This window comes from Actinoplanes sp. NPDC051470, assembly GCF_040682035.1.
Lineage (GTDB): Bacteria > Actinomycetota > Actinomycetes > Mycobacteriales > Micromonosporaceae > Actinoplanes.
Window position 1 is genome coordinate 127,714 of the sequence record NZ_JBFBAA010000008.1, and the last position, 16,305, is coordinate 144,018.

General features: G+C 71.6%; 19 protein-coding genes. 14 read left to right on the top strand and 5 right to left on the bottom strand.

Annotated features, from left to right (window positions below; all coding sequences use genetic code 11):
- Positions 1–9 precede the first annotated feature (9 nt).
- Positions 10–1,050 carry an amidohydrolase family protein gene (locus tag AB0M54_RS16675; RefSeq protein WP_364472014.1) on the bottom strand — a complete coding sequence of 347 codons (1,041 nt, stop codon included), beginning with the start codon at positions 1,048–1,050 and terminating at the stop codon, positions 10–12.
- Positions 1,051–1,134: 84 nt separating this feature from the next.
- Complete coding sequence (locus AB0M54_RS16680) at positions 1,135–2,094, bottom strand: YafY family protein (protein WP_364472017.1); 960 nt, start codon at positions 2,092–2,094, stop codon at positions 1,135–1,137.
- A 611-nt stretch (positions 2,095–2,705) separates the two neighbouring features.
- Between AB0M54_RS16680 and AB0M54_RS16685 the strand changes: the two genes are divergently transcribed.
- The 5 genes from AB0M54_RS16685 to AB0M54_RS16705 all read left to right on the top strand — a co-directional run bounded on the left by AB0M54_RS16685 (position 2,706) and on the right by AB0M54_RS16705 (position 7,759).
- Entirely contained in the window at positions 2,706–3,083 is a 378-nt protein-coding gene (locus tag AB0M54_RS16685) for a DUF4162 domain-containing protein (RefSeq protein WP_364472020.1), read from the top strand.
- 3 nt (positions 3,084–3,086) lie between these two features.
- On the top strand, positions 3,087–3,356 hold the full coding sequence (locus AB0M54_RS16690) for a hypothetical protein (protein WP_364332984.1): 270 nt from the start codon (positions 3,087–3,089) through the stop codon (positions 3,354–3,356).
- Positions 3,275–3,805: an ABC transporter permease gene (locus tag AB0M54_RS16695; protein ID WP_364472023.1), complete on the top strand. Its 531-nt coding sequence runs from the start codon at positions 3,275–3,277 to the stop codon at positions 3,803–3,805. Before AB0M54_RS16690 ends, AB0M54_RS16695 begins: the two co-directional genes overlap by 82 nt.
- A 26-nt stretch (positions 3,806–3,831) precedes the next feature.
- Positions 3,832–4,920, top strand: coding sequence for a magnesium and cobalt transport protein CorA (locus AB0M54_RS16700; RefSeq protein ID WP_364333015.1), 1,089 nt, complete (start codon positions 3,832–3,834; stop codon positions 4,918–4,920).
- A 241-nt stretch (positions 4,921–5,161) separates the two neighbouring features.
- Positions 5,162–7,759, top strand: coding sequence for a lipopolysaccharide biosynthesis protein (locus AB0M54_RS16705; RefSeq protein WP_364472026.1), 2,598 nt, complete (start codon positions 5,162–5,164; stop codon positions 7,757–7,759).
- A gap of 67 nt (positions 7,760–7,826) precedes the next feature.
- Here the strand turns inward: AB0M54_RS16705 and AB0M54_RS16710 are convergent, their stop codons facing one another.
- The 3 genes from AB0M54_RS16710 to AB0M54_RS16720 form a co-directional block, all read right to left on the bottom strand.
- Positions 7,827–8,294 (bottom strand): hypothetical protein, encoded by a 468-nt coding sequence (locus tag AB0M54_RS16710; protein ID WP_364332975.1) that lies wholly within the window; start codon positions 8,292–8,294, stop codon positions 7,827–7,829.
- A gap of 96 nt (positions 8,295–8,390) precedes the next feature.
- Positions 8,391–8,876, bottom strand: coding sequence for a GNAT family N-acetyltransferase (locus AB0M54_RS16715; RefSeq protein ID WP_364472029.1), 486 nt, complete (start codon positions 8,874–8,876; stop codon positions 8,391–8,393).
- Positions 8,877–8,885: 9 nt separating this feature from the next.
- Positions 8,886–9,347, bottom strand: coding sequence for an Lrp/AsnC family transcriptional regulator (locus AB0M54_RS16720; RefSeq protein WP_364332969.1), 462 nt, complete (start codon positions 9,345–9,347; stop codon positions 8,886–8,888).
- A gap of 71 nt (positions 9,348–9,418) precedes the next feature.
- On the opposite strand from AB0M54_RS16720, the gene AB0M54_RS16725 reads away from it, so the two are divergent.
- The 9 genes from AB0M54_RS16725 (at position 9,419) to AB0M54_RS16765 (ending at position 16,304) form a co-directional block, all read left to right on the top strand.
- A complete protein-coding gene (locus tag AB0M54_RS16725; protein WP_364332966.1) occupies positions 9,419–9,874 on the top strand; it encodes a DUF2000 domain-containing protein in 456 nt (151 codons plus the stop codon).
- Positions 9,875–9,957: 83 nt separating this feature from the next.
- Positions 9,958–10,308 carry a DUF2750 domain-containing protein gene (locus AB0M54_RS16730; RefSeq protein WP_364332963.1) on the top strand — a complete coding sequence of 117 codons (351 nt, stop codon included), beginning with the start codon at positions 9,958–9,960 and terminating at the stop codon, positions 10,306–10,308.
- Positions 10,309–10,410: 102 nt separating this feature from the next.
- The gene (locus AB0M54_RS16735; RefSeq protein WP_364332960.1) at positions 10,411–10,620 is read left to right on the top strand and encodes a Flp family type IVb pilin; all 210 of its coding nucleotides are present in this window, start codon (positions 10,411–10,413) and stop codon (positions 10,618–10,620) included.
- A complete protein-coding gene (locus AB0M54_RS16740) occupies positions 10,617–11,006 on the top strand; it encodes a TadE/TadG family type IV pilus assembly protein (protein ID WP_364472276.1) in 390 nt (129 codons plus the stop codon). Before AB0M54_RS16735 ends, AB0M54_RS16740 begins: the two co-directional genes overlap by 4 nt.
- 86 nt (positions 11,007–11,092) lie before the next feature.
- On the top strand, positions 11,093–12,028 hold the full coding sequence (locus AB0M54_RS16745) for a pilus assembly protein TadG-related protein (RefSeq protein WP_364472032.1): 936 nt from the start codon (positions 11,093–11,095) through the stop codon (positions 12,026–12,028).
- An 11-nt stretch (positions 12,029–12,039) separates the two neighbouring features.
- Positions 12,040–12,801: an RcpC/CpaB family pilus assembly protein gene (locus AB0M54_RS16750; protein ID WP_364472035.1), complete on the top strand. Its 762-nt coding sequence runs from the start codon at positions 12,040–12,042 to the stop codon at positions 12,799–12,801.
- 4 nt (positions 12,802–12,805) lie between these two features.
- Positions 12,806–13,987, top strand: a complete 1,182-nt coding sequence (locus tag AB0M54_RS16755) for a P-loop NTPase (RefSeq protein WP_364472038.1) — start codon at positions 12,806–12,808, stop codon at positions 13,985–13,987.
- Positions 13,984–15,360 carry a CpaF family protein gene (locus tag AB0M54_RS16760; RefSeq protein ID WP_364472040.1) on the top strand — a complete coding sequence of 459 codons (1,377 nt, stop codon included), beginning with the start codon at positions 13,984–13,986 and terminating at the stop codon, positions 15,358–15,360. Before AB0M54_RS16755 ends, AB0M54_RS16760 begins: the two co-directional genes overlap by 4 nt.
- Positions 15,357–16,304 (top strand): type II secretion system F family protein, encoded by a 948-nt coding sequence (locus AB0M54_RS16765; RefSeq protein ID WP_364332941.1) that lies wholly within the window; start codon positions 15,357–15,359, stop codon positions 16,302–16,304. Before AB0M54_RS16760 ends, AB0M54_RS16765 begins: the two co-directional genes overlap by 4 nt.
- Position 16,305 lies beyond the last annotated feature (1 nt).

Consider the following 16,305-nt stretch of genomic DNA (forward strand, 5'->3'; position numbering starts at 1 on the left):
GAGCCAAACCTAGATGAGAACGCCGCGAAGGATCACGGCCTGTGGATGGTCCAGCTCCTCCAGCTGGGTACGCGGATCCCGCGCGTACACCACGGCGTCGGCCGGCGCCCCGTCGACCAGGCCGGGAAGGCCGAGGAAGTCCCGGGCCACCCACGAGGCGGCGCCCAGCGCGGTGTGCGCCGGCACGCCCGCCGCGGCCAGGGCACGCACCTCGGTCGCGATCCCGCCGTGCGGCCGGCTGTCGGTGCCGGCGAGCACGGTCACGCCGGCCTCGGCGGCGGCCGCCACGAGAGCCGGATGCGCCGAGGCGCCCCCGACGTACCAGGTGCGGGTCGGGCTCTCCGGTCGCGCCAGGGCCCGGGCCAGGCCGGTCTGCAGGACGGAGAGCGTCGGGGTGAACGCGACCCGGTTCGCCACCATGCGGTCGAGGGCGGCCGGGTCGAGGCCCATGCCGTGCTCGACCGAATCGACGCCGGCGTCCACTGCGGCCGTACCCCCGGCCAGGTGCTGGGAATGCACCGCCAGGCGGCCGCCGACGGCATGGACCCGCTCGACGACCGCGCGCAGGGTGGCGAAGGACAGCGGTTCGGACTCCAGCGTCCAGTCGGCGATGATCTTCGCCCAGCCCGTGCGCCCGGCCTGGGCGGCGGCCAGCTCGGGCAGCTCGGCGGGCTCGGCGCGGCGGCCCCAGCCGTCGAAGAAGGCGCCGTGCCGGGCCAGCCACGGCCCGGCGTGCACGGCCCGCGGCACGTCGGGGTCGCGGCCGAACCACTCCGGCGGTTCCCCGGCCAGCCCCGGCGAGCGGATCAGCGTGACACCGGTGGCCACCTGGAGCCGCAGATCGTCACGCAGCACCTTCTCGTCGAGCGGGTCGCCGGGCTTGGCCGCGCCCGGATGAGTGTGCACGTCGACCAGGCCGGGCAGGATCCAGCCGTCCGCGACCAGCTCGGCGCCGGGGGCCGGCTCGGTCGTCCAGCGGTCGCCGTCGGCGTAGAGGTCGATCGTCTCGCCGTCGGGCAGCCCGACACCACGGATCCGAAGCACTGTCATGGGCGGCACTCAACCAGAAAATGTCGTACCCCGCCGGTACCTTCGCCGTGCGGACGGGCGCCACGGGGGCGCCCGTCCGTCCATTCACGACGTCGCCGCGCCCCGCAACAGCGCCTCGCCGGCCCGCCGGACGGCCTCGGTGAGCTGCGGCGGCGACTCCACGGTGAACGGCGCCGCGATCGTGCCGAGCACCATGACCGGCCAGTTCAGGTCGTCCACACTCATCCGCAGCCGGCACGACTCCGGTCCGGCCTCCTCGACCGTGCCCCAGTACCCGACGACCGAGGTCACCCGGGACGCCGGCGTGGAGATCAGCACCGACACCTCGTGCCGGGTCTGCACCGAGGCGAGCCGCGAGCGCAGCCACGCCACCGGGTCGCCGCCCGGGATGTCCCGGGGCCGGAACCGGGCGCCGGTCAGCGTCGGCCCGCTCATCCGGTCGACCCGGAAGCTGCGCCAGTCGCCGCGCTCCAGGTCCCAGGCCATCAGGTACCAGCGCCGGCCGAGCGAGACCAGCCGGTGCGGCTCGACGTGCCGCCGGGTCACCTCGCCCTCGCGCGCGGTGTAGTCGAAGCGCATCCGCTCCTCGCCGCGGCAGCCCATGGCGATCGTGGTCAGCGCCCCCGCGTCCAGGGTGGGGCCGCCGCCGAAGACGCCCGGGCTGGTCATCGCCTGCAACGCGTCGATGCGCCGGCGCAGGCGGGGCGGCAGCAGCTGGATCACCTTGGCCAGCGCGCGCACGGAGATGTCCTCGAACCCGGACACCGCGCCGGCCGCGGCCGTCCGCAGCCCGATCGCGATGGCGACCGCCTCGTCGTCGTCGAGCAGCAGCGGCGGCACCGCCGCGCCGGCCTGGAGCTGATAGCCGCCCGCGACCCCACGCGCCGCGTCCACCGGATAGCCCAGCTCACGCAGCCGGTCGACGTCCCGCCGCAGCGTCCGCGGGCTGACCTCCAGCCAACCCGCCAGCTCGCCCCCGGGCCAGTAGCGGTGCGTCTGCAGCAGGGACAGCAGCCGGAGCATCCGAGCACTGGTGTTCGCCATGACTCCAGATTGTCCCCCATTGCGGACAGAAACTGACCGCAAGCCCTCATAGCTTGGGGAACATGATTGAGACGCCTTCTTCTTGGCGCCCAACTTCAAGATCAAGGGCCTGATGTCGCACCTGAGTGGGTGGTGCTGACCGCAGCTCCCGCCGAGGCCGGTCACCCGGCTCCTGGCCGCTGGCGCGTCCAAACCAGAGCCGCGCGACCTTCATTCTGCGTAAGGGGTCACCCCCACGGCGCTCGCGCCCTTTGCTCTGAGCGCGTATAGGCAACACTTCGATGGTGGCGGTATCCGGATGTCGCCGGCATCCAGGTGGTGCCTATATGCGCTCAGAGCAAAGGGCCGCGGGGTGGGGTTGGGCGCGGAGCGCCCGGAGGGCGACCACGCACGCAGAATGAAGGGTGCGCGGCTCTGTTCTGGCCGGTCACGGCCTTGGAGCCGCGCGCCCGGCCTCGGCGGGAGCGACGGTCTGTACCTCCCGCCGAGCTACGACATCAGGCTCTTGATCTTGAAGTTGGGCGACAAGAAGAGAGCACATCGTCGCGCTGCGGGCGAAGCATGAAACGACGATCCTGCTGACCACGCACTATCTGGACGAGGCCGACTCGATGGCCGAGCGGGTGATCGTGGTCGACCACGGCCGGATCATCGCCGACGACAGCCCGGCCCGGCTCAAGGCCAAGCACGTGGGTGATCGGATCACTCTGGGGTTCGCCACCTCACCTGACGCCGCGGCCGCGGCCGATCGGATGCCCCACCAGGTGTCGCTGCTCGAGCAGCGCACGCTCCGGATCAGCGTCGACGGCGCGCCGGGGCTGCTCCCGGGCATCCTCGAAGACCTTCGCGCCGCGGGCCTCGGAGTCACCTCGATCGAGGTCACCCGGCCAACCCTGGACGACGTCTTTCTCCAACTGACCGGTCGCAGCCTCCGTGAGGGTGGCGCCGCGCCGGAGTCCGCCGTCGACCGCGAGCTCGTGGAGGTCTGAGCCATGACCAGTCTTGTCACCGACATCGGCACCGTCTTCGGCCGCGAGCTGCGGCCGACGCTGCGGCAGCCGTTCACGATCATCATCAGCATGGTGCAGCCGCTGGTCTTCCTGGGGCTGTTCGCGCCGCTGCTGCCGGACATCGAGGGCGGGGCGCTGCAGTGGTTCGTACCCGGCATCGTGGTGATGTCGTGTCTGTTCGCCACTTCGAGATCCAGACCGGCTCGCATGAGCGGATGCTGGTCACCCCGTTGCGGCGGCCGGCGTTGCTGATCGGGCGGGCGCTCAAGGAGATCGTGCCGATGTTCGCGCAGGCCGCCCTGATCGTGGCGGTGTGCCTGCCGTTCGGCTTCGAGCTTCACCTGGCCGGCGCGCTGATCGGGATCCTGATCCTGGCCGGCTTCTGCGTGGGCATGGGCGCCCTCTCGTACACGCTGGCCCTGGCCTCGAAGCATCAGGAGTGGCTGTTCTGGACCATTCAGCAGACGTTGTTGTTCCCGCTGCTGCTGCTGGCCGGCATGCTGCTGCCGATCGGCAACGGTCCCGGCTGGCTCCAGACCGCGGCCAAGTTCAACCCTTTGACGTACGTGGAGAACGCCGAGCGCGCGCTGTTCGACGGCGACATCTGGGCCACCACCACGCTCACCGGGGCCGCGGCGGCGGTGCTGGTGGCCGCGCTGGGCCTGGCCGTCGGTGTCCGGGCCATGCAGAAGGACGCCTGACCGCTACGTTCTCCGGTGTGCGGTGGATGCCAGGCCCGGAGCGGCCGTTCAGACGACTGTTGGAGAACCTGGTCGGACCGGGCGGGCAGACGATGCCCGCCCAGGTCCGTCGCCAGGGCAACCCGGACGCCGTCGTCGACTGCGGCGTCTACGCGCGCGGCGCCCGCCGGCCCGGGCGGGTGACCTTCACCCAGGCCGCCCGGGAGGTCCGCCGCCGCGGCGACAGCTACGTCTGGCTCGGGCTGTACGAACCCGACCTGGTCGTCATGCGGGCCGTCGGCGACGCGTTCGGGCTGCACGACCTGGTTGTGGAGCAGGCGATCGACGGCGGGCACCGGCCGGCCGCCGAGACCATCGGGAACGTGGCCCGCATCGTGCTGCGAACCGCCCGGTACGTGGAGCACGAGGAGCTCACCGAGACCTCCGAGGTGGTCGACACCGGCGACGTGACGCTGCTGATCGGTGAACGGTTCGTGATCACCGTGCGGCACGGCGCCCCGGGCGCGCTGCGGGATGTGCGGCGCGACCTGGAGCAGCGGCCGGCCATGCTCGGGCTCGGCCCGTGGGCGGTGGCCCACGCCGTGTGCGCGGCGATGGTGGACGGCTACCTGGAGGTCGCCGGCCACGTCGAGCGGGACATGGAGCGGCTGGAGGAGACCGCGTTCGCCACCGACCGCCGGCCCGCCATCTCGCACATGTACCAGCTCAAGCGCGAGATGGTCGAGTTCAAGCGGGCCGTGCTGCCGTTGCAGGAGCCGCTGCACCGGGTCCTCGACTCGGAGCTGCCGCCGCCGGGCCTCCGGCCGTACTTCGTCGACGTGCGCGGCCGGCTGGCCCGGACCGTCGACCGGGTGGCCGGCTTCGACGACCTGCTGAACTCGATCATGCAGGCGCGGCTGGCCCAGGTCTCCATCGACCAGAACAACGACATGCGCAAGATCGCCTCGTGGGCGGCCATCGCGGCGGTGCAGACCGCGATCGCCGGGGTCTACGGCATGAATTTCGAGCACATGCCGGAACTGCGCTGGAAGTACGGTTACGCCGGGGTGATCGCCCTGATGCTGGTCGCGGCGGTCGCGCTGTACCGCCGGTTGAAACGGGTCGGCTGGCTGTGACGGTCGGCAACACCCAGCGTGAGTCGGGCGATCCAGATCACTCACGAAACCGGCGTTAACGTTGTGACCTGGCAAAACGCATGGGACCTCAGGCCCAACAAAGCTCCGCCGAACGGGTCATCCATGATCGCTCGACCGGAGCGATCCGTCGGAGGACCGTGCCGCATCTCGGACCGCTTCGCCGTACCGCCCAATTACGTCCAGTAACTACCGTTTGCTGGTCGATCATTTGGGGGAACGAGTGACCGCAATCGAGGCCGTGCCACAGAGCGCGCCGAACCAACCCGCGCCGCGGCACGGGATTCTCGGCCGGCTGCGCGGGCACGTCGACCTGTTCCTGAACGCCGGTTCGCTGATGGCCACCACGGCGATCACGTCGCTGCTCGGCTTCGCGTACTGGTGGGTGGCCGCACGCACGGCGCCGGCCGAGGCGGTCGGCCAGGCGTCGGCCGCGGTCGCCGCGATGACCCTGATCGGCACCATCGGCATGTTCGGCATGGGCACCATGCTGATCTCCGACCTCCCCCGGCTGACCGGCCGCAAGTGGGACCTGATCTCCACCTGCCTGCTGGTCGCGGGCAGCGCCGCGACCGTCGGCGGCCTGATCTACGTCGCGCTGGCCCACCTGGCCGTCCCCGGCCTGAAGGACGCGCTCGGCTCCCCCGCCGCGACCGTGCTGCTGGTCTTCGGCATCGCGCTCAACGCCATGACCCTGGTCCTGGACGAGGCGCTGGTCGGCCTGCTGGCCGGCCCGATGCAGCTGATGCGCAACGCCTGGTTCTCGGTGATCAAGCTGGTGCTGCTCGGCCTGCTGGTGATCCTGCCCCTCAACCTGACCGGCGGCACGGTGCTGCTGACCTGGGTGGCGGGCATGGTGCTGTCGGTCGCCATCCTGAGCCGGGCGCTGCGCCGGCGCGGCATGGTCGACTCGGTCCGCCCGCGGCTGAACCTGATGCGCGGCCGTGGCCAGGCCACCTTCGACCACAACCTGCTGAACCTCGCCACCTACCTGCCGCGGGCGGCGCTGCCGCTGGTGGTCACCGCGGTGCTGTCGGCCGAGGCGAACGCGGCCTTCTACACCGCGTTCATGGTCACCTCGTTCCTGGCCATGGTCCCCGGCAACGTGGCGCTCACGCTCTTCGCCGTGGCCAGCGGCGACCGGGCCGCGCTGCGCTCCAAGGTTCGCGTCGGCCTGCTCATCTGCCTGGTCGTCGGCCTGCCGGTGTCGATCTTCGTCGCGGTCTTCTCCGACTGGGTGATGGGCCTCTTCGGCGCCCAGTACGCGGCCGCGGCCGGTCCCGCCCTGGCGATCCTGGCCCTGACCTACATCCCCTTCGTCTTCCACCACTTCTTCCTGGCCATCTCCCGGGTCCAGGGCAAGGTCCGCGGGGCCGGCGTCTTCTCGGTCTTCGCGGGCCTCGCCGAGCTGGCCGCCGCCTGGTACGGCGGCTCCCGCGGCAGCCTGACCGAGCTGGTCGCCTGGGTCGCCGGGGTGATGGCCCTGGAGATGATCATCGTCGCGCCCATCGTGCTGCGCGTCGTGCTCCCGTCCCGGCGGGCCGACGCGGTTGACCTCCCGGAAGGAACCATGTCCGCCACCCGCCTCACCCTGCACGAGCGTGCCTGGCTGCCGCTGGAGTACATCCGTACCGTCGGGCCCCTGACCGGGGTGACCGCCGAGCGGGTCCGGGCCGCCCTGATCGGGCTGCACGCGGCCGACCCGACCCACCGGGCGGTCTCCCGGCTCGACCGCACCGGCGGCCGCTGGCTGCACCTGGACGCGCCGACCTTCGCCGCGTACGTGACCGAGGCCGTCACCGACCTGGGCGACGGGCCGGCCGACTTCGACGCGATGACCCGCCGGCTCCAGTCCGAGCCTCGGGCCCACCACCCGGTGCGGTTCCTGGTCGGCGGCGGCTACGTGGCGATGAAGGTGGCCCACTCGTACGGCGACGCCGGCCCGGTGAACACGCTGCTGCGCGAGGTCGTGCGGGCGGCGGGCGAGGAACGGGCGGCCGCCATCCCGCCGATGCCGCGCCGGTTCGCGCTGCCGGGCGCGTGGTGGCAGACGTTCGGCAAGCACCCGGGCCGGTGGAGCGACGCGCTGAAGATGGCCCGTACGCCGCACTTCGAGACCGGCGACGAACGGCCGTGGACGGCGAACCTGACCGTGCAGACCGCGCGCTCGGCCGACGTGCTCGGCAGGATGCGGGTCTGGCGGGACGAGCACGCGCCCGGCGTCACCACCTCGGCGATCACCTTCGCGGCGTTCACCGCGGCGCTGCGCGAGCTGGGCTTCCACCCCGACCTGACGGGTGCGACGTTCCTCGCCGACGCCCGGCGCTACCTGCCGGAGGGTGTGACGGTGGAGAGCAACTTCTGCTTCGGGCCGTACCTGACCCCGGCATCGCTGCTCGACCCGATGGCCATCCACAAGACCCTGAAGGGCGAGCTGGCCACCGGCGGCATGCTGACCATGATGCTGCTGCGCGAGAGCAAGCTCGCGGTGACCGGGGCGCCCGGGTTCCCCGACCCGTACCCGTCGACCGCGCCGGCCGACCCGCTGGTCCGGCTCACCTTCAGCAACCAGGGGCGGCACGACGTGCTGGCTGACCTGCCGTGGGCGATCGACGCGGCGCACCGGGTGAACCAGAGCGTCCCGACGCTCAACGGCCCGGAGGGCATCACGCTGACCACGTCGGAGATGGGCGGGGTGCTGCATCTGGAGGCGACGTTCCACGCCTCGACGTACGACCCGGCGATGGTGGGCCGGGCCCTCGAGCTGGTCTGCGCCGGCCCGGCCGCGCTCATCATGGCGGCGGCCGGCCGGAGGGTCTGACCCTCAGAGACGTGCGCGCGGCCGGCCGCCCCCGCCGGCCGCGCGCATCCCGTTTCCGGGGCCTGGGTCAGAAGCCCTTGACCCAGACCACGAACAGCGTGCTCTTGCTCTGGGTCTTGGCCTTCTTCTTGCAGTTGTCCCACCAGATCGTGGCCGGGAAGGTCTGCACCGTCCAGCCCGGCTTGTAGTCGCCGGTGTAGAACTTGACCGAGGCGAAGTCGATCTCGTTCTTGTTCAGCGTCGGGCCCTGCCACAGCGAGGTGTAGAAGCCCTGCGGGTGCACCACGGTGGCGTTCGGGGCGAAGTCCCAGACGCGCATCTTGAAGTTGCAGGCCTTGGTCTTGGACCGGAACTTGACCGACTGCCATTGACCCTGCGGCCCGTTGTTCTCGACCATCGGGGCCAGCAGGTTGCTCAGCGGCATGGGGCCTTTCTGCGGGGCAGCCTGGGCGGGCGCTGCGGCAACCGTCATCGCCATGCCGGTAGCCGCCACCGTCGCCGCGACCATTGCACCGATCCGCCGGATCTTGTTCATGCCGAAGCCTCCTGTAAAGATTCGGACGCCCCCGTGAGCGACCGACGCAATACAGGCTATTCGGACTTTAGGGATTTTCTGGGATTTAGGTGCTTACTAGAGTTTCTTGTACATAACGTGGAGGCCTACTGGCCCGTTCGTACGATGCCGGAACGACTCCGGAACCGTGCCGATGATGCGGAATCCGAGCGCCTGCCACAGATTGACGGCCGCCACGTTGGACTCGACCACCGCGTTGAACTGAATCCCGTGATAGCCGGCATCACTCAGCCACCGCATGACGTAATCGCCCAGGGCACGTCCCACGCCCCGCCCCTGCACGTCCGGATCGACCATGAAACTGGCCGTGCCGATGTGCGCGCCGCGGCCCGGGCGGTTGGGTCCCATCTTGGCGCTGCCGAGCACCCGCTCGCCCTCGACCGCCACGACGACATGGGCCGGCGCCGGCTCCATCCACAGCGCGGCCGCCTCGTGCTGGTCGAGGTTCTCCGGGTACGCGTAGGTCTCCCCCGCCTCGACGATGCGGGCCCAGAACGGATAGATGTGCGGCCAGTCAGCGGCCGTAGCTTCCCTGATCTCCACGAGCCAACCCTAAGCAGGCGCGATGCGGTCGTTACGGAGGTGCTCGTAGACGACCGAGGTGCGGACGTCGGCCACGTGGGCGTGTTCGGTGAGGCGGTCGATGACGAAGGCGTACAGGGCGTCGTTGTCGGGGACGGCCACGTGCAGCAGGAAGTCTTCGCTGCCCGAGGTGACGAACACGCCGAGCGTGTCGGGCAGGGCGCCGGCCCAGTTGCGGAAGGCCTCGATGTTGCGGCGCGACGGCGGGCGGATCCGGACCGCGATCAGGGCCTGCACCGGGCGGCCGATGGCGTGCAGGTCGATCGTCAGGCTGGCGCCCCGGATCACGCCCCGTTCGCGCAGGGACCGGGTGCGGTCCAGGGCCGTGGTGGGCGACACCCCGACGGCGGCCGCGATGTCGCGGTTCGTGCGCCGTGCGTCGACCTGCAACTCGCGCAGGATCGCCGTATCAAGTTCGTCCAGCTCGGCCATCCGGGCAGCCTAGCCGAATTAAGTACGGATTCCTTGAGTCGAGGCCGTCGCTATGAATAGCGTTCAGACACATGAGCGCACAGATTGGCTTTGAGCCCACCGAGATCCGTACGGACGAATCAACCCGCACCGCCCGCCTGAAGTGGGTCGTCCTGGTCGATCGCGACCTCGACAAGGGCCGAGCCGCCAACGCCGCCGTCTGCGTGGCCGCGGCGACCGCCACCGGCGTGACCGGGCTGCTCGGCCCGGACGGCAAGGACGCCGCCGGCAACGTGCACCCGGGCCTGCCGTGGGCCGGATGCACGGTTCTCGGCGCGACGCGGGAGGAGATCGCCGACATCCGCGCCCGGGCCACCGAGGGCGTCTTCGTCGCCGACATGCCGGTCGCGGCCCAGGCCACCCGGGTCTACGACGACTATCTGCGCCGGCTGGGCGAGGACGAGGCCCCGGACTACCTCGCGGTGAGCCTGGTCGGGCCGCGGAACCGGATCGACAAGCTGGTCAAGCGGCTGTCGCTCCTCGACTAAATTTCCATTCAAATCACCCCGAACCCTCCGAAGAGCGACGATAGACCGTGGATCGGCGTAGCAGAGGGTACGGAGGAAGTGGCATGTCGCTCAGCGGCGCACATCGGGCGGCGTTCCGGCGCGAAACGCCCCAGGAGGGCCGGGTCTTCTCGATCCGTGACGCCGGGGGCTATCCGGTGGCGAAGGACCCGGACGGGACGACGACGCTGCCGTTCTGGTCGAAGTCGTCCCGCGCGCAGAAGGTGGTCGGTCAGGTCGCGGCGTACCGGAAGTTCGATGTCGTGGAGATCGATCTGGCCGACTGGCTGGGCCGCTGGTTGCCGGGCCTGGAGCGGGAAGGCCACCTGGTCGGGGTCAACTGGGCCGGGCCACGGGCGACCGGCTACGACGTCTCCCCGGGCCAGGTCGCCAGGTGGTTCGCCGAGCCTTCATGACGAGCCCAAACCCTTTGATGGCCCTTTCTGGGACCGATACACATTGCGACAGGCTGACCGTGGCGGCGCAATCGGTCGCGGCACCCCAGAGGGAGAACTCCGATGCTCACCACCCTGCTCCACGAGATGGCGACGCGCTTCTCCTCCCGGCGTGCGGACCACGACAAGGGTGCCACGGCGGTCGAGTACGCCCTGCTCGTCGGCCTCATCGCGGTCATCATCATCTCGTCGGTGACGCTGCTGGGCGGCAACATCGACGCCATGTTCGACGACATCGCGAACCAGCTGAGCGGCGACTCCTCCACCACCTGACGCACGCGGAGGACGGGGCGGCCGCCGTCGAGACGGCGATCGTGCTGCCCCTGCTCCTGCTCATCCTGTTCGGCATCATCGATTTCGGGATGCTGCTCAACCGGCAGATCCTGCTCACCGAGGCGGCCCAGGCCGGCGCCCGGGCCGCCGCGTTCGGACAGTCCGACGTCGGCGGCCGGGCCGCGTCGGTCCTCGGCGACCAGCCGTCGTCGGTCAGCGTCACGTCCTGTCCGGCCGACGCCACCCCCGACCAGGACGCCCGCGTCACCCTGACCTACCGCTACCAGGCGAAGACCCCGCTGGGCAGCCTCATGCTGCTGTTCGGCCAGAGCGCGGCCGACACGTTCGAGCTGCGCGCCACGGGCGTGATGGCATGCGCCGGCTGAAACCCGGTGGTCGCGCAGCGCGGTATCCGCGGGCCAGATACCGTGCGGGCCTACCACTGACCCACGACCGCGACGACGACGGCGCGGTGGCCGTTCTGGTCGCCATCCTGTTCGGCGGCGGGGTGCTGCTCGGGCTGGGCGCACTGGTCATCGACGTCGGGCTGATCGCGCACGAGCGCGAGCAACTGCAGGGCGGTGCGGATGCGGCGGCGTGGGCGGTCGCGGCTTCCTGCGTGCGTACGCCGGCCACGTGCGCCGCCCAGCAACCGCTGGCGCAGCGCCAGGCCGACGGCAACGCCCGCGACGGCCGGTCGGCCGCCTCGGTGACCGTCTGCGCCACCGGCTGTGGCGGCGAGCCCCGCGGGCGTACCGAACCCTGCCCGGCCCTGCCCACCGCCCTGACCGCGTCGTTCGCCGAGGTCCGCACCGAGACCCGCGACGGCGGCGGCGGCACCCTGCTGCCCCCGGTGCTCGCGCAGGCCATGGCCGGTGGGTACGCCGGCACCACGGTGGCCGCCTGCGCCCAGGTCGCGTGGGGCGCCCCGGCCACCGGCACCGTCCTGGCCCTCGCCGTCTCGCACTGCGCCTGGGCCGACGCCACCCAGAACGGCGCCGTCTACCCGTCCGCCACCGGCGCCCTGGCCGCCGGCGGCGCCAGCCCGGCGTCCTGCGGCCAGAACTTACCGACTAGTTGGTCGGCAACTACCGGCTACACGTCGTTCGCGGTCGACGGGAGCTGCGAGCGGACGTTCGACACGGCCGACACCGTGACCGCGCCGGCCGCCCCGGCCGACTGCACCGCCGCCCTCGACGCCGCCCGGAGCAGCGGGGAGCCGGTGCTTCTGCCGGTCACCGACGCGGTGCGCGGCAACGACTACCGGATCAGCGGCTTCGCGTCCTTCGTGGTCATCGACGACGACCCGCTGACCGGCCGGTTCGAGCAGCGGATGACGCCGGTCAACGGACAGCTCCCGGGCGACGGGCGCGACTACGGCGCCACGTACCTCACGCGGATCGGATGAAGGAGGCTCACATGCGCCGACGGGTTCTCATCGTGCTGGTCGCCCTGGTTCTGGGCGGGCTGAGCGCGATGGCCGTGCTGGTCTACGCCCGCGGCGCGGACCGCCGGGCCGTGGCCGACCGCCAGGGCGTGTGGGTGATGCTCGCCCAGGACCGCATTCCCCGGGGTACGACCGGCGCCGAGATCCGGTCGGGCAAGCTCGCCGAGCGGGTGCTGATGCCGGCGTCCACGGTGCCGGAGGGCGCGCTGACCGACATCGACGGCAAGCTGGACGGCCGGCGGCTCTCGGCCGACCTGCTGCCGGACCAGATGCTGATGCGTGGCCTGTTCACCGGCCCCGGCGACGTTCCCGCGGCGCAGGTGGGGGTGCCGGACGGCAAGCTCGCGGTCAGCGTGGAGGTGACGATGGCGCCGGGCGTGGCCGAGAAGGTCACCGCCGGGGACACGGTCACCGTCTTCGTGACGTACCCGAAGGACTATCCGCCGAGCGGGCAGAAGACGCGGGTGCTGCTTCCCGAGGCGACCGTGATCAGCATCGCCAACGGGCCGCCGAGCGACGTCACGCCCGCCCCGACGGCGAGTTCCCGGCTGTCGGTGTTGAACCGCCGACCGGCCGACTCGTACCCGGCGACCCTGGCGGTGGATCAGAGCCAGGCGACCCGGCTGGTCCACGGGGCGCAGACCGGCCTGATCTACCTGGGCCTGATCGGGGCGGGCACGTCGATCAACCCGTCGGCCGCGGTCGACTACGACAACATCTGGCCGAAGGGGTGACCCCGTGACCTACTACGTGTACGTCGAGCCGGATCCCGAGCGACGGGCGGCGTCCGGCGAGGCCTACGCCGGCCACGGCTTCGACGTCGTGCACGACCTGGCCGACCTGGCCGAGCACCTGTCCCGGAACCCGGAGACGCTCCTGGTCGTCGTGGGCGCCACGGTGGACCTGGAGGCGGTGCTGACGTTCACGGCGTACCAGCGGGTGCAGCGACCTCTGCTCGGCGTGGTCCTGCTGCGCCCGACCGTCGAGCCGGACGTGCTGTCCCGGGCGATGCGTTCGGGTGTCCGCGAAGTGGTTCAGGAGCTGGACTGCGAGGGCATCCGCCACGCCTCGGCCCGGTCGGTGGACCTGTCCAAGGCGCTGAGCACGACGATGCGCGGCCACGACGACGCCCGCACCGCCAGGGTGATCACCGTGTTCGCCGGCAAGGGCGGCTGTGGCAAGAGCGTGGTGGCCACCAACCTGGCCGCGGCGCTGTCCGCCCAGGGCACCCGGCGGGTCCTGCTGGTCGACCTGGACCTGCAGTTCGGCGACGTGGCGATCATGCTCCAGCTGCCGCCGGCCCGGAGCATCACGGACGCGATCGGGATGGCGGGACGGCTCGACGAGACCGGACTGCGGTCGGTGCTCACCGCGTACCGGCCGAATTTTGATGTTCTGCTCGCGCCGGCCAGCCCGGCCGAGGGTGAGCACGTCGGCCGCGACCTGGTCACCGAGGTCATCGGGGTGGCCCGGGGCATGTACGACTTCGTGGTGGTGGACACCCCGCCGTTCGTCACCGACCAGGTGCTCGCGGCACTCGACCTGTCCGACTGGTTCGTGCCGATCGTGACGCCCGACCTGCCCACCCTGAAGAGCATCCGGCTCACCGTGGAGATGTTCGACCTGCTGGAGTACCCGCGCGAGCGCCGGCTGGTGGTCTTCAACCGGGCCGACTCGCAGGTGGGTCTGACCGTGGAGGACGTCGAGGAGGCGGTCGGCGCCCACCTGTCGGTGCACATGCCGTCGTCCCGGGACGTGCCGGTGTCGGTGAACAAGGGCATCCCGATCACCCTGGACAACCCGACCCATCCGGTGAGCAAGGCGATGCGCCGGCTGGCCGACCGCTGCGCCGGCGTCGCGGGCAGCCCCGAGGAACCGGTCGCGAGGCGGCGGCTGTTCGCGTTCGGGCGGAAGCGGTGAGCCTGGCCGCGCGGATCGCCGGCCGCGCCCGGACGCCGGAGGCCGCGCCGCCGCTCGACGGGACGCCGGGGCCGGTCTCGGCCACCACCGAGCGCTATCGCGCGGCCGGCCTGCAGGCCGGGGACAGCATCACCGAGGTGCGCCTGCGGATCCAGCGCCGGCTGGCCGACGAGCTCGGCCCGACCCTGTACTCGACCAACGCGCCGGCCGAGGACCTGGAGGAGCGGGTCCGCCAGGCGCTGACCGAGCTGATCACCCGGGAGGAGACCCCGCTCGCCGGCGCCGACAAGGCCCGCATCATCCGCGAGGTCACCGACGACGTGCTCGGCCACGGCCCGATCGAGTCGCTGCTGCGCGACCCGTCGGTGAGCGAGGTGATGGTCAACGGCCACGACCACGTCTGGGTGGAGCGTTACGGCCGGCTGGAACGGGCCGAGGTCGAGTTCGACGACGAGGCGCACCTGCGGCGCGTCATCGACCGGATCTGCTCCCGGGTGGGCCGCCGGGTCGACGAGGCCAGCCCGATGGTCGACGCCCGCCTGCCCGACGGCAGCCGGGTGAACGCGGTGGTGCCGCCGATCGCCCTGGACGGCTCCTCGCTGACCGTCCGCAAGTTCGCCACGTCCCCGCTGACCGTGGCCGACCTGATCCGGCACGGCACGCTGACCCGCAAGACCGCCGACTTCCTGGCGGCGTGCGTCCGCGGCCGGCGCAACGTCGTGGTCAGCGGCGGCACCGGCTCCGGCAAGACCACGATGCTGAACATCCTGTCCGGCTTCATCCCGGCCGACGAGCGCATCGTGACCATCGAGGACGCCGCCGAGCTCCAGCTGCGTCAGGAGCACGTGGTGCGGATGGAGGCGCGCCCGCTCAACTCCGAGGGCCGGGGCCTGATCGCGATCCGCGATCTGGTCCGCAACGCGCTGCGGATGCGCCCGGACCGGATCGTGGTCGGCGAGGTCCGTGACGCCGCCGCGCTGGACATGCTCCAGGCGATGAACACCGGCCACGACGGCTCGCTGACCACCCTGCACGCCAACGCCCCGCGCGACGCGTTGTCCCGGATGGAGACGATGGTGCTGATGGGCGGCCTGGAGCTGCCCGTCCGCGCGATCCGCGACCAGGTGGCCTCGGCCGTCGACCTGATCCTTCACGTGAGCCGGCTCAAGGACGGCAGCCGGCGGATCACCCACATCAGCGAGGTTGTCGGCATGGAGGCCGACGTGGTGGGCCTGCAGGACCTCTTCCGGTACGACTTCAGGTCGGCGAAGGGCGGGCTCAAGCCGACCGGCGTCCGGCCCCGGTTCACCGACGACCTCGCCATCTACGGCGTGACCCTGCCGCCGTCGCTGTTCACGGCCGGGTCGCGATGATCGCGGCGATCGTCCTGGCCGGCGCCGCGGTCACCCTTCTCACCTGGATGGTGCTCGACGCGGCGGTCGGCCGCACCGCGTTCCAGCGCCGGCTGACCATCCTCACCCGGTTCGCGGTACGCCGGCCGGAGCGCAAGGGCCGCCTGCTGGCCGCGATCCGCGCCGCCGCCTCGCGGGCCGGCGAGTGGCTGACCCGGCTCACCCGGCTGGACAACCACGACCTGCTGGACGCCGCGGCGGTGCCGATCCGGCCGGCCGAGTGGCTGGTGATCCGGGTCGGCGCCGCGCTCGGCCTGGCCCTGCTGCTGTCCGTCCCGCTGCCCTGGTGGCTGGGGCTGCCGACCGGCCTGCCGGCCGGGTTCCTGGTGCCGAACGCGCTGCTCACCGGTCGGATCGAACGCCGCAAGAGGATGTTCGCGCAGGAGCTGCCGGACACCCTGCAGCTGGTCGTCAGCTCGCTGCGGGCCGGGTTCACGCTCCAGCACGGCATCGAGGCCTCGGTGCGGGACAGCACCGGGCCGGTGGCCGCCGAACTGCGCCGGGCGCTGTCCGAGACGCGGCTCGGCGGGGAGCTGGAGGAGGCGCTGGTACGGGTGGGCACGCGCACCGGCAACGCCGACATGAAGTGGCTGACCATGGCGATCAAGCTCCAGCGCGAGGTCGGCGGCAACCTGTCCGAGGTGCTCCAGACGACCGCCGACACGATGCGCGAGCGGGAGCGGCTGCGGCGCAGCGTGCAGGCGCTGAGCGCGGAGGGCCGGCTGTCGGCGACCATCCTGGTGGCGATGCCGCTGCTGATCGGGGCGTGGATGTTCCTGTTCCGGCGCGACTACGTACGCCCGCTGGTCGCCGAGCCGCTCGGCCTGGCCATGCTGGCCGGCGCCGGCCTGCTGATGATCGTCGGCATCCTCTGGCTGCGCCGCGTGATCCGGGTCGAGGTCTGAC

What these genes read in the sequence shown, in the direction of transcription:
- AB0M54_RS16675 (WP_364472014.1), bottom strand. Translation starts at nt 1,050, where the DNA reads ATGACAGTGCTTCGGATCCGTGGTGTCGGGCTGCCCGACGGCGAGACG.
- AB0M54_RS16680 (WP_364472017.1), bottom strand. Translation starts at nt 2,094, where the DNA reads ATGGCGAACACCAGTGCTCGGATGCTCCGGCTGCTGTCCCTGCTGCAG.
- AB0M54_RS16685 (WP_364472020.1), top strand. Translation starts at nt 2,706, where the DNA reads ATGGCCGAGCGGGTGATCGTGGTCGACCACGGCCGGATCATCGCCGAC.
- AB0M54_RS16690 (WP_364332984.1), top strand. Translation starts at nt 3,087, where the DNA reads ATGACCAGTCTTGTCACCGACATCGGCACCGTCTTCGGCCGCGAGCTG.
- AB0M54_RS16700 (WP_364333015.1), top strand. Translation starts at nt 3,832, where the DNA reads ATGCCAGGCCCGGAGCGGCCGTTCAGACGACTGTTGGAGAACCTGGTC.
- AB0M54_RS16710 (WP_364332975.1), bottom strand. Translation starts at nt 8,294, where the DNA reads ATGAACAAGATCCGGCGGATCGGTGCAATGGTCGCGGCGACGGTGGCG.
- AB0M54_RS16720 (WP_364332969.1), bottom strand. Translation starts at nt 9,347, where the DNA reads ATGGCCGAGCTGGACGAACTTGATACGGCGATCCTGCGCGAGTTGCAG.
- AB0M54_RS16725 (WP_364332966.1), top strand. Translation starts at nt 9,419, where the DNA reads ATGAGCGCACAGATTGGCTTTGAGCCCACCGAGATCCGTACGGACGAA.
- AB0M54_RS16730 (WP_364332963.1), top strand. Translation starts at nt 9,958, where the DNA reads ATGTCGCTCAGCGGCGCACATCGGGCGGCGTTCCGGCGCGAAACGCCC.
- AB0M54_RS16735 (WP_364332960.1), top strand. Translation starts at nt 10,411, where the DNA reads ATGCTCACCACCCTGCTCCACGAGATGGCGACGCGCTTCTCCTCCCGG.
- AB0M54_RS16750 (WP_364472035.1), top strand. Translation starts at nt 12,040, where the DNA reads ATGCGCCGACGGGTTCTCATCGTGCTGGTCGCCCTGGTTCTGGGCGGG.
- AB0M54_RS16765 (WP_364332941.1), top strand. Translation starts at nt 15,357, where the DNA reads ATGATCGCGGCGATCGTCCTGGCCGGCGCCGCGGTCACCCTTCTCACC.